At 57.0% G+C, this 12,667-nt stretch carries 12 protein-coding genes; 3 read left to right on the top strand and 9 right to left on the bottom strand.

Annotated features, from left to right (window positions below; translation table 11 throughout):
• Nucleotides 1-125: 125 nt before the first annotated feature.
• Together ACR0CW_RS04465 and ACR0CW_RS04470 are read left to right on the top strand one after the other, a co-directional pair.
• On the top strand, nt 126-596 hold the full coding sequence (locus ACR0CW_RS04465) for a rhodanese-like domain-containing protein (RefSeq protein ID WP_480786954.1): 471 nt from the start codon (nt 126-128) through the stop codon (nt 594-596).
• Entirely contained in the window at nt 596-1,411 is an 816-nt protein-coding gene (locus tag ACR0CW_RS04470) for a CE1 family esterase (RefSeq protein WP_480786955.1), read from the top strand. The genes ACR0CW_RS04465 and ACR0CW_RS04470 overlap by 1 nt, the downstream gene beginning before the upstream one ends.
• On the opposite strand, the gene mdoH is transcribed toward ACR0CW_RS04470, so the two are convergent.
• The 7 genes from mdoH to ACR0CW_RS04505 all read right to left on the bottom strand — a co-directional run bounded on the left by mdoH (nt 1,412) and on the right by ACR0CW_RS04505 (nt 10,915).
• On the bottom strand, nt 1,412-3,283 hold the full coding sequence (gene mdoH / locus ACR0CW_RS04475) for a glucans biosynthesis glucosyltransferase MdoH (RefSeq protein WP_480787450.1): 1,872 nt from the start codon (nt 3,281-3,283) through the stop codon (nt 1,412-1,414).
• Entirely contained in the window at nt 3,280-4,779 is a 1,500-nt protein-coding gene (locus ACR0CW_RS04480; RefSeq protein WP_480786956.1) for an OpgD/OpgG family glucan biosynthesis protein, read from the bottom strand. Before ACR0CW_RS04480 ends, mdoH begins: the two co-directional genes overlap by 4 nt.
• Entirely contained in the window at nt 4,776-5,993 is a 1,218-nt protein-coding gene (locus tag ACR0CW_RS04485; RefSeq protein ID WP_480786957.1) for an OpgC family protein, read from the bottom strand. The genes ACR0CW_RS04480 and ACR0CW_RS04485 overlap by 4 nt, the downstream gene beginning before the upstream one ends.
• Before the next feature lie 36 nt (nt 5,994-6,029).
• Complete coding sequence (locus ACR0CW_RS04490) at nt 6,030-7,400, bottom strand: tetratricopeptide repeat protein (RefSeq protein ID WP_480786958.1); 1,371 nt, start codon at nt 7,398-7,400, stop codon at nt 6,030-6,032.
• 180 nt (nt 7,401-7,580) lie between these two features.
• On the bottom strand, nt 7,581-8,765 hold the full coding sequence (locus tag ACR0CW_RS04495; protein WP_480786959.1) for a CaiB/BaiF CoA transferase family protein: 1,185 nt from the start codon (nt 8,763-8,765) through the stop codon (nt 7,581-7,583).
• Nucleotides 8,752-10,371, bottom strand: a complete 1,620-nt coding sequence (locus ACR0CW_RS04500) for a thiamine pyrophosphate-binding protein (RefSeq protein WP_480786960.1) — start codon at nt 10,369-10,371, stop codon at nt 8,752-8,754. Before ACR0CW_RS04500 ends, ACR0CW_RS04495 begins: the two co-directional genes overlap by 14 nt.
• 79 nt (nt 10,372-10,450) lie before the next feature.
• On the bottom strand, nt 10,451-10,915 hold the full coding sequence (locus tag ACR0CW_RS04505; protein ID WP_480786961.1) for a DUF302 domain-containing protein: 465 nt from the start codon (nt 10,913-10,915) through the stop codon (nt 10,451-10,453).
• Between the two features lie 152 nt (nt 10,916-11,067).
• Between ACR0CW_RS04505 and ACR0CW_RS04510 the strand changes: the two genes are divergently transcribed.
• Nucleotides 11,068-11,412 (top strand): DUF1636 family protein, encoded by a 345-nt coding sequence (locus ACR0CW_RS04510; protein ID WP_155151703.1) that lies wholly within the window; start codon nt 11,068-11,070, stop codon nt 11,410-11,412.
• Here ACR0CW_RS04510 and ACR0CW_RS04515 read toward each other — a convergent pair.
• Both ACR0CW_RS04515 and ACR0CW_RS04520 read right to left on the bottom strand, forming a co-directional pair.
• The gene (locus ACR0CW_RS04515; RefSeq protein WP_480786962.1) at nt 11,409-11,903 is read right to left on the bottom strand and encodes a hypothetical protein; all 495 of its coding nucleotides are present in this window, start codon (nt 11,901-11,903) and stop codon (nt 11,409-11,411) included. The genes ACR0CW_RS04510 and ACR0CW_RS04515 overlap by 4 nt on opposite strands.
• Nucleotides 11,904-11,967: 64 nt before the next feature.
• Nucleotides 11,968-12,666 carry a CbtA family protein gene (locus ACR0CW_RS04520; protein WP_480739855.1) on the bottom strand — a complete coding sequence of 233 codons (699 nt, stop codon included), beginning with the start codon at nt 12,664-12,666 and terminating at the stop codon, nt 11,968-11,970.
• Between the last annotated feature and the right edge of the window lies 1 nt (nt 12,667).

Consider the following 12,667-nt stretch of genomic DNA (forward strand, 5'->3'; position numbering starts at 1 on the left):
GGGATTTACATGCCCCTCTTGATCTTTGGTTCACATGACAAGAACTTGATCCGAAACTGCGATCCAGTGGCAGCGCAAAGAACAGGTCTATGTTAGAACCTACGTGATTTGTAGGAGTGTGCAGCGTGACTGCAAACGTAAATCGAACAAGGCGTTGGGTTTTGATAGGCGGCGGAGCGGTCATCGCTGCAGGGTTCGCCGTACGCGAATACCGGTTGATCCCGCCTGATTATACAGGCGGACAGATCACCGTTGCCGAAGCGCACAATCAAGCCACCAAGGGTGAGATCCTGTTGATCGATATCCGAACGCCACGCGAATGGGCTGCGACAGGTATCGGTGAAGGGGCCTATCCGGTCGATATGCGTCGTGAAGACTTTGAACAGGTCCTGGATCAGTTGAGTGATGGTGACCGAAACACCAAAATTGCCTTGATATGCGCACGCGGTGTCCGGTCTGCTAGAATGAGCAATCGACTGACCGAGGCCGGTTTTACCAACATCATTGACGTGCCCGAAGGAATGCTGGGGTCCGTTGCTGGCCCGGGTTGGGTGCGGACTGGATTGCCGGTCGGGGCATACAAAGAGGATACGTGATGAGCAGAAAGCACTGGCTGGCATTGCCTTTTGTGTTTTTCGGACAGACAGCAATAGCCGATTGCGGAGCCCCTGAAGACATGTGCGAGACCGCATCCGGGGGTTACTTCATCGAACTGCCGGACACAGAGAACCCTCCGATGGTTGTATTCCTGCACGGATATGGCGGAAGCGGAACCGGGACGATGAACAATCGCGGTATGGTCGAACCTTTGCTGGCACGCGGATATGCGGTGATGGCGCCCGAAGGTGCGCTGCGCAACGGCCGCAAAAGCTGGAATTTCTTCCCCGGCTGGGAAGGGCGCGACGAGACCGCGTTCCTGACCGAAGTCGTGCAGGACGCAGCCGAACGGTTTGGGGTTGATAGCGATCGGATTGTTTTGGGCGGGTTCTCGGCTGGCGGGTTCATGGTGAACTATCTGGCTTGCGCCGCTCCGGATACGTTTTCTGCCTATGCTCCTGTTTCCGGTGGCTTCTGGCGACCCCACCCGGAGGCTTGCGACGGTCCGGTGCGTCTTTTTCACACGCATGGATGGACGGATAATGTTGTCCCATTGGAGGGACGCTTTCTGGGTGGCGGCCGTTTCCAACAGGGCGATATTTTTGCGGGGCTCGAAATCTGGCGTGCAGCTAACGAATGCGTCGACAATCGCCCGGACGCATTTGGCACAACCGATCAATTCATGCGACGGAAATGGACCCGGTGCGCCGAGGGCAGCGCGCTGGAGTTTGCCCTTTTCCCCGGTGGACACACGGTTCCAAAAGGCTGGGCTGAAATGATGCTGGATTGGTACGAAGGCTTACCCGGCAGTTAATTACTCTGCCGGGGTCATCACACCCTTGCCCTCGATCACCTTTTTAAGCTCATCACGATGACGGCGCGCCAGTCGTGTAATCGCAGGCTCGTGGAAGTCTTCACGCATGCCAACCATGCGACGCGCGGTGCCTGCTGACACGCCACTTAATGCGGAAAGTGGGATAGCCAGTGCGAGACTGATGGCAATCGGTGCCAACCAGACAGAAACCAACCCGGCCATGATTCCAGCGCTCAACGCCACACCACTGATGGTTTCAAGCGTGTGGCAAAGGATAAGTGTTCGCAGACCATAAGTCCCGCCATCGCGTGCCTGTGGGGACCAGCCTTTTTGAATGCCCAAAGCAGTGCGGAATACAGCGATCATCTGCTGTACCATCAAAATTGGGGCGTAGAGGATCGACAAGACCACCTCGGCAAGGAACGAGGTAAAGAAGCGTCGCCCGCCGCCGAAATCAGCATAACTCACGCCGCTGAGGGGCAGGGCGACGACGCCCAGTACCTTTGGAGCCAGCAGCATGGCGTACATGACCAGAATGATCAGGACATGACGCGTCTCGGTCATCTCCGGCCATTGCGGGAACAACGGATTGTCGGGGCTAAAATAATGCAGAACCGAAGCTTCTTTGCCCTGACCAATCAGCGCCCACATCACCAAAAGCGCAAACCACAGCGGGGACATGAGATAGCCGACCGCCCCGTGGAACATATGAAAGCGGGACACTGCACGGAAACCGGCAGAGCCCAGCAGTTTCAAATGCTGCAGATTGCCCTGACACCAGCGACGATCTCGCATCGCATGGTCGATAAGCGTTGGTGGCGTTTCTTCGTACGAGCCGCGAATGCGCGGCAGGAACCGCACACCCCAACCGGCGCGGCGCATCAATCCTGCCTCGACAAAGTCGTGGCTCATGATCAGCTTTTCCTGCCCGCTGAACGAGCGCAGCTTGGGCAGCCCCGCACAGTTGGCGAATGCCTTGGTCCGGATAATGGCGTTGTGGCCCCAATAGTTGCCTTCCTGCCCGCACCAGCGAGCGAGACCTTCGGCAAATGCGATGCCGTAAACACCATTGGCGAATTGCTGCATCCGCGCAAAGACTGACTGGGCACCGATCAGCTGAGGATAACTTTGGATCAGCCCGGCACCGGGGTCGCGCGCAAGTGCATCAGTCAGGCGCGCAATGGCGCGCCCGGTCATCAGGCTGTCGGCGTCCAGAACCAGCATTGCATCCCAGTCCGCACCCCAACGGCTGACCCAATCGGCGATGTTGCCAACCTTGCGATCGGTATTCTGTTCGCGACGGCGATAATAGAGTTCCAGATCCGGTGCGAGAGACGTACGCAGTGCTTCGATACTGGCCTGTTCCTGTGCGGCAATTTCAGGGTCGCGTGTATCGGACAGGATGAACATCGAATATTGATGTTGGCCACCGCGGGCACGCAGTTCTTCAAGCATCGTTCGGGCATTGCCCAGCACAAACCAAGGGACTTCGTTGTAGACCGGCATCAGCAACGCAACCTTCAAAGGTTGCGAGCGTCCCTGCCGGACGGGTTGTTCCTGTCGGGACAGGGACACCATTCCCAGCAAAACTGTGCAGACCGTGAAGGAAATCCAGAAGAAATTGAATGAGATCAACGCGAGCAGGATCGCCTCGATTACATTTATTCCCTGGGCTCCGAACCAATCGCTCATGACCCACAATAGGGCCAGCGTTGCCACCATGGCTGGTGAAAAAGCCAGTGCACGCCAGAACCCAGCAGACGCCTTTCCATGATTGGATGGTGCCTGTGCATCCCTAAAACCTGCACTGAAATTCTGTGCAGGCATCTGCAAGGGTGCCTCAGGTGGCATGATATGCAGGTCTTGGCTCATGAGGTCCATCTGTACAGCCAGACCTCTGAAGCCGGCTGTTTCCCAAGTCTCAGTTGTGCGCGTAGTTCCACATGATCCCGATCGCCGGGCTCGAATGAGAATGCCAGCCGCAGACCTCCGGTGTCTGGATTGCGTTGCAATACGCCATCAGACGTCTCGGCGTGTGGTGAATCGACGAAGATTGTCATCGCTTTGGGGTCTTCGAACAATTCGCTGGCCTCAAAGTCGATGACGGCAAGACGACCTTCGCCAAAGGTGTTCTCGCCCATCGCGGTGTTGATGACCCTAGGCATCGCAGTGCGCTGGGGCTCTTCGCCCCAGATCAGGCGATAAGACATTTCGACCTGCGAACCCGCTGCATAGGGTTCTGCCGGACGCCAATAGGCAACGATGTTGTCGTAGATCTCTTGGTCTGCCGGAATTTCAACCAGTGTGACACTGCCCTTACCCCAATCACCCTTGGGCTCTACCCAGAGGCTTGGGCGCTTGTGATAAAGCGCCTCAAGGTCGGCATAATCCGAGAATTCGCGCTTGCGCTGCATCAGACCAAACCCTTGCGGATTGGTGTCGACAAAGGACGAAATCTGCAATCGTGTCGGGTTTGCCAGCGGGCGCCAGATCACCTCACCTGCGCCATTGCTGATCAGCAATCCGTCGCTGTCGTGAACAGCGGGGCGGAAATCATCAAATCGGCTGTGGTTGGTCTGATCGTACAGAAACATTGACGTGCCGGGGGCAATTCCCACATGAGGCAGTTCCTCACGCGGAAACAAAGTGGCTTCGATATCCATAACGCAATCAGCACCGGCGGTGACGTCGAACCGATAGGCACCGGTTACGCTTGGGCTGTCCATCAGCGCATGTACAATCATGTTACGCTGCCCCGGTTCCGGGCGTTCCAGCCAAAAGCGAATGAATTCGGGGAATTCTTCACCGTCCGGGTCGCCGGTTTTCAGGGCCAGACCGCGGGCCGACAGCCCATAGACTTCGTGCAGGCCGATAGCGCGGAAGTAACTGGCACCTTGCCAGACGCAGAATTCGTCGGTTTTGCCAGGGCGGTGCATCTCGGTGCGCAGGCGCAGACCGGAAAAGCCCAGAGTCTCGTCCACCGGTAGTTGTGGTACATCTTCGGATTTGTCGAACATGGCCAGATCGAATTCGACCGGCTTAGTCATGCCGTTTTCAACGGTCGAAACCTGAACTGTACGCGGGAAGTACAGACCCGGCGTGAAGAAATCGATGTTGAATGGCGTTTCGGTTTCATACCACAGAGCCCTGTCCAGTCTGAACCGGATCGAGCGGTATTGCTGATAAGTCAGCTCCTGCCATTCTGTCGGTACCATAGCGCGTTCTTCGAACGGCCGGCTGGCAAGATCACGGGCCAGTGCGATGACATCATTGCGGTCAAAGGGCACCTCACCACCAGTTGCAAAGGTGGCCGGGGCAAGAAAAAGCGCCGAACTCGACGCGAGAAATGCGCGACGTGTTAAATTCATTTTTTAGTCTTCCAAGGATGTGACTTAAACCAAGCGGCCACATAGGCCACGCCGATGATCATGGCAAAGCCAATCATGTTGGCTGCGAATACACTGGCAAATTCCCGCCCAGTCTGATCCAGGGCTACGCCGATAAGTCGTGCGGCTGCCATGGAAAATACGAAGACGGCAAGAGATTGCTGCCCGACTTTAGTGATCAGTTTCAGAACCAATTGCCAGACACGCGCGCCAGCGCTGTGACCCGTCGCGATCAGGCGATGTCCATGCTCGCCGGCTGCGACCCAGCCCAGATAGGCCAATGAAAGGAAGTGCATGTACCTGAACAGACCGAAATCCGTCTTATCGCGAAGCTCTGCAGTCAGGGGCCAGATTTTGCGGATTTCGGTAGCAAGATCAGGTGCGGCCGCCTGTACCCAAAGGAACACTTTCCATGACCCAAACGGGGCTGACAGAATCAGAAACAGGGCTGCTGCCCAGATCAGTGTTTTAGAAACCGGTGGGGCCGGGATCCAGCCGCGCATAAACGCAAAGCCTGTGAAAAACAGCAGTTGCCAACCGAATGGGTTAAAGAACCATTGGCGCTGGGACCAAGGTTCGGCAGGCAATGCCAACACACCTGTCTGCGCAACCAGCCAGACTGCGACTGATGTGACAGCGACAGCCCAGAAACCAATTCTCGATAGCCCCATGAACAACGGCATCATCGCCAGCACCACCAGATACATCGGCAGAATGTCAAAGTAGTTCGGGACGTAAGTGAGCGTGAAAATGCCCACCAGTTGCGGCATCGGGTCGTTGAAAAAATGCTGCAGATTCAGAGATGAAACATAGCTTTTTTCGAACACCCCCGAAAGGTCCAGTGCAGCCATTGACATGGCAACAAAGAAGAACAGGCCAATATGGGCCCAGTAGACCTGCCAGATACGGAAGGTCACGCGCGCGGTTCCCAGCCACCAGCCTTTGCGTAGGAAGGCGCCACCAAAGGCGATGGCAGATGCCATGCCCGAGCAGAAAACGAAGATTTCTGTCGCGTCAGAGAAACCAAAACGGGCTGGAATCCACCTGGCCCAGGGATCGTTGGGGATATGGGCGATCAGGATTATGAACATCGCGATACCGCGATAGAAATCCAGACGCGGATCGCGCGTGCGGGCAGGGGCTGCGGCCTGGGCCGCAACCGGTGCAAAATCAGAAGCGGGCGATGCTGTCGCCATACGGGTCTTCAGTCCTTCTTGGTCGTCTTGTTGTTATTATTCGGCTGGGACGCTTTGAGCGTCGCCGCTGTCACGCGCCGCATCAATCAGGGCGCGGCGTGCCAGTGCATAGTTGTCCTCGCCTCCGGCACGCTTGGCGCGCCGGTCATCAAGAATGCGTTCAACCGCATCCAATTGGCCTGCTCGAAGACCGGAGTCGATAGTAATACGTTCAAATACATCGCGTTGGGCATGGCTTCCACCCGCCAGTTGCATCGAGCCGCGCGCGCTTGACAAAAAGTCGAACGCGGCTCCGTATTGCCCATCGCCAAATGCTTCAAGCCCCTTGGCGGCTGCTACACCCGGATCGGACATGCGAACGGGCGTATCCCCATGGTTGCGACCAGCGTCTTTCTGAATACGCTGCAGCATTTTCCCGGTCGCATCCGAGCGATTGTCCCCGGTCAGCGCCAGCAGGTAATGCAAATCGGCAAAGATCAGGCAACCATCTTCGGTCCGAGCGGCGCTGAGGTCGGCCAGTTCTTCCCAACGATCACCGACATTTACGCCCTCCAGCTCAAGTCGGGACAGCAACGATGTGGCATTTGAAATATCGCGATAGTCGTCGGTTTTGTCTTTGCGGATGCTCTGATCGTAAAGTTCGATCACCCGATCAACCTGACCAAGATCCAGATGCATCAGCGCCTTGTGCCACCAGACGTGATAGCGGAAGTTGTTGCAGTGCGCCCAGGCGGCTTCACGTCCTGCCAGCCAGTCGAGGCCGAGTTGCGCATTACCCGTCATCTCGTGCACATGCGCGACCGCGTGCAGGCCCCACGCATCATCTGAAACCATCCAAAGAGCCTGACGCCCGGCGATTTCGGCCTTTTCGTAGGCACCGGTCTCTTCCAGCGCGAATGAGTGGCAGCCCAGCAGATAGCCACGGCCCGCGTGGTCGGGTTCGTAGGTGGGCAGCACCCGCTCGATCGAGCGACGCATGCCTTGCGAATCCCCCAGAACGAAACGGGTCGCATGGCTTAGTTTCATCGCAAGCGTATCTTGCGGATGTGACCTTAGTATCTCTTCGAATTTTTGCACGGCCTGCGAGGGAAGGTCGGCAAGATAAAGTGCCAAAGCCTCAACATACTGTTTTTCACGGGCAGAAACGGGCTGACGCTCCATTGCGGTATTGGCGGCGGTAAGTGCGTCTGCCGCGACCGGCAGCATTTCACGCCGACCCAGCAAGACCATGAACAGCCCCTTGATCGCGTGACCCAATGCGAAATCAGTTTCCAGCTCCAGAACTTTGCCCAAATGTTGGGGTGTGATTGCCGCATGCGCCATGAACCCAAGCAGAACACCATCCCAGGCCTCGACGCTCTCGGGCTTGGTCAGAGTGTTCATTTGTCCAAAAACGTCTTGTTTCATACTTGGGTCCAATCTGCTTGCGATATTTGACACTGTTCGATTTATCAGAGTCTGCGGGCGGGTCGTAACAGTATCGACCCTGCTCTCGAATTGGTGAAAAGCTGTGTGCGTAAAAAGCGAAAAAAACCGCCGATTCAAGGGCATGTTTCAGCAACATGCCGCCTAAATGATCAGAGTGTTTCAATCCTCAAATGGGTTTTCGGCATCCAGAACGGCCCGAGTATCGGCACCAAACACAGGTGGTGCAGTGCGATATGTTACAGGCGTGCGCGAGAGTTTGAGTGGATTTCCGATCAGTTGAACCTTACCCGGATCGGCCTGCATGGCGATCTGCATCTGTCTTGCAGCAACCTGTTCGGTGCCAAAAACCTGATCCAGCGACTGCACTGGTCCAACGGGAACTTTCAATTCCTCCAGCGCATTGATTGCAGAGCTTGTATCAACCTTCTGCATCGCCGGACGCAGCACTGCGTTAAGTGCGTCACGGTTCTCCAGTCGCGCCGGATTGGTTGCGAAGCGTGGGTCGTCGGCCAGTTCCGGAAGCCCGATGTACCCACAAAAACGCCGGAACTGGCTGTCATTTCCGACTGCTAAAATAACATGCCCATCTGCAGTTTCGTAAACGTCGTAAGGGACGATGTTGGGATGACCGTTCCCACGCCGCTGCGGTACGCTGCCAGATGTCAGGTAGTTGACGCCTTCGTTGATGAGCCATGCAACCTGAGCATCGACAAGGGCCAGATCGATCTGTTGCCCTTCGCCGGTCAGGTCGCGGTGGCGCAAGGCTGCCAGAATCCCAACACTGGCATACATCCCGCACATCACATCCGCGATGCCAACTCCTACTTTCATAGGTGCGCCTTCGGGCTCGCCGGTCAGTGACATGATGCCGCCGTAGCCCTGCGCCATGAGATCATACCCCGGCTTGGCCGAGTTGGGGCCGGTTTGTCCGTAGCCTGAGATCGAACAGTAGACGAGCCCCGGTAGATCTTTTGACAAGGTCTCGTAGTCCAGACCGTATTTTGCCAACCCGCCGGGTTTGAAATTCTCGATCAGGATATCGGCGTGCGAGGCCAATCGACGAATTTCCGATTGTCCCTCAGAGGTCGTGATGTCAATCGCGACGGATTTCTTGTTGCGGTTGGCGGCCATGAAATAGGCACTAAGGTCCGAACGATTACCGTCGGTATCCTCGACATAAGGCGGACCCCATTGGCGAGTGTCATCGCCGCCCGTGGCCGGGTTTTCAATTTTGATCACGCAGGCACCCAGATCACCCAGCAATTGTGTGCAGGTTGGACCGGCCAGAATGCGGGACAGGTCCAGAACCTTGACGCCCTTCAGTGGCCCCTCAGATCCGGCCATCATACCCTCCACGGTCAATTTCTGCCGCGATGACAGTGAAGCGATCGGCTTTCACAGCCGCATCCAATGCCGTTCGCAGTTCCTCACGGTTTCGGACGGTATGACCGTACCCGCCGAACGCGCGTCCCATGGCGGCAAAATCGTGACGGTCGAAATCCACCCCACGATTGCCCATTTGGCGCTGTCGTTGCTTCAATTCGATCAGCGCGAGGCTGGCGTCGACGAAAACCAGGAAGATGGGATTTCCGCCCATCTCAGCGGCGGTGGATAGCTCACCGGCCACCATCAGGAATCCCGCATCCCCTGAAAAGCTGATGACCGGGCGATCCGGCTCGACCAGTTTGAGGCCAATTGCCATCGGAACGGCACAACCCATCGTGCAAAGTGCCGACGATTGGATCAGCCCGCGCGCCTCGTGGCACTGCCACATTTGGCTAAGCAGGATGCGGTGCGCACCGCTGTCAGCTGTGGCAAGCGTTTCCTTGGGCAGTACATTCCGTGTCTCGGCTATTACTGCGGCAGGGCCCCATTCGTCGTCACTTGGAAAAGCCTTGCTAAGCGCTTCTTTAACTTGCTCCGGCTCTCCATCAGGCCATGTCGCCCGTGCCGGGTTGCCTTTTGCGATGGCTTCGAGTGTGGCAGCGGTGTCAGCAACCAGGTTCAGACCCGCCTGATGCATGTAGTGATCATTCACCACCGCAGAGATATCGATCACGCGTTTGTCTTCGGGATCCCAGATCTCGCGCCAGCCGGGGCGCATCTCGATTGGATCGTATCCCAAGCAGAGGATCAGGTCGGCTTGTTCAACCAGAGGCACCAAGTGCTTATCGGCCAACGGAGATAACCCCGCGCCCCCTAGACATAGCGGGTTGTCCTCGGGCACGATCCCCTTGGCCTTGTAAGTGGTCACAAAGGGAATCCCGAAGTGTTCCAGAAACGCGCATACGACACTGCGAGAGTCATCATACAGAACATCCAGGCCGATGATGGCGAGGGGTCGTTCTGCATTGGCCACCCAACGGCGGGCTTTTTCCAGACAGTCACCCTCTGGTGCAACGGCAGCGGGTTTTGCCAGGCGGCGGCGTTTGCTGTTGCTGACGCGGGTGTCAGCGACCGAGATCGGCACATCAATGTGCACGGGGCCGGGGCGGGGTTGATTGGCCAGTGATACCGCTTTGTCAGCGATGATGTCAGCGCCTTCTGCGGTCAGCAGAAAGGTCCCCTTGGTTATGGACCGGTAGACCTGACTGTGGTCCATGACCTGATGCGTGTAGGTCAGCGCCTCATCTGCATCGACACAGCCGGTCAGTACAATCATCGGCACCCGGTCCTGCAGCGCATTCGCAACCACATTGATGCCGTTCATCGCCCCCGGACCAAGTGTTGCCACCAGAATGGCGGGTGCGCCATCGCGGTGATGCACGGCCTCGGCCATGAATCCCGCAGCGTTTTCGTGTTTGGTCAGATGGAAGGTGATTCCAGCCTGTTCGAGCGCATCGACCAGTGTCAGAACCTCACCGCCGGGCATACCAAATGCGTGGCGGCAACCGGCCTCATACAGCCTTTGGGCCAAAAGATCAGCAGCGCGGGGGGACAGGTCCTGCATCAGTCATGCTCCGAAATTCGTGTTACGCAGCAGATTGCGGAGGACGCCCCGGGACGCAAGGCGCATCACGTCAGTGTGACTATTTGACTGCGCTTTCAGCAATGGCCTGAAACTTATCGTCCAATTCTTCGGCAATGTCGGCCAAAGGCTCACCACCCTCATAGACATATGGGGCAAATACAAAGCTGGGCGTTTTGTAGGACAGGGTGGCTGTGCCATCTTCATTCTCGGTTACATAGAACCGGATCGGGGCTTCGATCATAGCCGCTGTCGAAGTCTCGAGAACGCGAACTGCATAGTCATTGTTGAAAACGCCAATCACGCGATTTCCGAGGATCGTAATCCCGCGGGCAGCGGCCGCTTTGGTCGGTCCGGCCTGCGTTACCACGATGAGACCGTTTTCTTTCACTGCGCTCTTTGTATCGTCTACGAGCTCCTGATAACTCTTGTCGGTCAGATAGACAGCCCAGCCAGAAAGTGGTTCCGTAAACTCAGCCCATGCGGGCAGAGCCAACAGACAAAGCACAGACCATAGCGATTTCATCAAGCAACCTCCAAGGGTTTGAGTGTGAGATTGATGCCAGATATCACTTTCCGGTGCACTCACATTCTCGTGCGCTCATCGCGACCACGGGCTTGTGTCACAGCGCTGAAAGCTTCAGAAACAGCGGAACTCAAGATTAAGGTGAAACGTATTTGGCGCAGACCCGGCTATTAATTTGCACCAGTTGTTCCGGCACGCGCGATCGTGATGCCGAACGGCAAGCCGTACAAGCGGCATTGACCGGTATCGACCTTGCGGCGGAGATCGAAATCGCAGAACACGCCTGTTTCAGTGGATGTAGCGAACCCACGTCGATCGCCCTGCAGGGCGAAGGCATGGCGTCATATGTTTTTTCGGGGATCGATATCGTTGCAGATGCGGATGATATTGCTGCGACTTGTCGAGCGTATCTGGACAGCCCCGCTGGCTGGATCGAAGACGCCCGACCATGCGGGCGGCTTCGCTTGTGTTTGCGGGCGCGTATTCCGGCGCTTTAGTCCACCTGTACAGTTACCGAAGCACTGACCGGCACATCTTCGACCATCAGCGGGCTGTGGCTGTTGGCATTCAGCGATACCTTAATCTCAACCTCGCCCTTGGGCAGATCGGAGATGTGCATCCAATTGCCATAAAGGCGGGCGAGTTTCGTGCTATTCACGTAGACATGTGCGTGACCTTCACCGGGATTGTCCGCAGCAGAGGCGTTTTCGGGCGCAAACCGAAAGTTCCGAGGCATGACATGCAGGTTCCATCCGGCCATTGGGTCCTGCGTTACCGTAATTTCCAGACCGGGCGCATCCTGACCGGCAGGCAGGTTGATGGCGGTCGAATGATCATGCGCCATGGCTTCGGCATGAGAACCGCCATGCTGATTGGGGTCCGCATGGTCGTGGCCGTCAAATGTGACGCCATTGGCCGCGGCGAGAACGAAACCAGCGCCGCCGCCAAAGACCAGACCAATTGCAAAGAGGGCAAGTGAGCGAGCCATTTCTATTCCTTGAGCCAAAAAAGAACCCGCCGGGCAGAGCCCGGCGGGATGACATGTTGGGGTATCAGGCTGCTGCTTCGGCGCGTTTGCCTTCGCTTTGCCAGAAGTAGCCGGCAAATGCGCCAACCAGAACCCATGCGACAAGGCCGATGCCAAAGGCACGTGCGGCAAACAGAGCGCCGATTTCGGTTGGGACCGGTCCGGTGAAGACATCCGGTTCGGGTGCGCCGATCAGATGTGGAGCAACGAGCAGCGCTGCCGCAATCACGTAGCTGATGATGTTGCCACCAAACGCAATCAGCCACATGGCAACCGCCGCAGCCGCGACGGTGGCGAACCACCAGACTTGCCGTGCGTAAACATCTGCAGCAGCAACGCCAGGAACTTCGGGTGCCAGGCTAAAGCCGGGTGCAAAGTGAACCGCGATAAAGCCCGCCAGACCCCACAGAACACCTGTGCGACCATCGATCTTGTGACCCTGACCTTCGGCCACAGACATAAGGGCAACCAGAACCAGTGCGTAACCGGTATAGGTGAGCATGGTGAAGATGACGCTCAGCGCGTCGCGTGTCAGCTCAGAGAACATGCCCGGTAGCTCGGGATGGGCCGTGACTGCTTCTCCACCGAAATGCACCAGTTCACCGGACTCATAGAGCTCGGCGTGCAACAGAACGGGTTGCACAAATACAAGCTGCAGCAAGGCGGCAATCAGCCCCGCTGCAGCACCAGCGAACAACGCGCTGGTCAGAATGCGACTGAACATC

Source organism: Ruegeria sp. CH6 (assembly GCF_056537005.1).

Excerpts from the sequence above, each read along its gene's own strand:
- ACR0CW_RS04520 (WP_480739855.1), bottom strand. The coding sequence starts at position 12,666 with ATGTTCAGTCGCATTCTGACCAGCGCGTTGTTCGCTGGTGCTGCAGCG.
- ACR0CW_RS04480 (WP_480786956.1), bottom strand. The coding sequence starts at position 4,779 with ATGAATTTAACACGTCGCGCATTTCTCGCGTCGAGTTCGGCGCTTTTT.
- ACR0CW_RS04505 (WP_480786961.1), bottom strand. The coding sequence starts at position 10,915 with ATGAAATCGCTATGGTCTGTGCTTTGTCTGTTGGCTCTGCCCGCATGG.
- ACR0CW_RS04495 (WP_480786959.1), bottom strand. The coding sequence starts at position 8,765 with ATGGCCGGATCTGAGGGGCCACTGAAGGGCGTCAAGGTTCTGGACCTG.
- ACR0CW_RS04485 (WP_480786957.1), bottom strand. The coding sequence starts at position 5,993 with ATGGCGACAGCATCGCCCGCTTCTGATTTTGCACCGGTTGCGGCCCAG.
- ACR0CW_RS04470 (WP_480786955.1), top strand. The coding sequence starts at position 596 with ATGAGCAGAAAGCACTGGCTGGCATTGCCTTTTGTGTTTTTCGGACAG.
- mdoH (WP_480787450.1), bottom strand. The coding sequence starts at position 3,283 with ATGAGCCAAGACCTGCATATCATGCCACCTGAGGCACCCTTGCAGATG.
- ACR0CW_RS04490 (WP_480786958.1), bottom strand. The coding sequence starts at position 7,400 with ATGAAACAAGACGTTTTTGGACAAATGAACACTCTGACCAAGCCCGAG.
- ACR0CW_RS04500 (WP_480786960.1), bottom strand. The coding sequence starts at position 10,371 with ATGCAGGACCTGTCCCCCCGCGCTGCTGATCTTTTGGCCCAAAGGCTG.
- ACR0CW_RS04515 (WP_480786962.1), bottom strand. The coding sequence starts at position 11,903 with ATGGCTCGCTCACTTGCCCTCTTTGCAATTGGTCTGGTCTTTGGCGGC.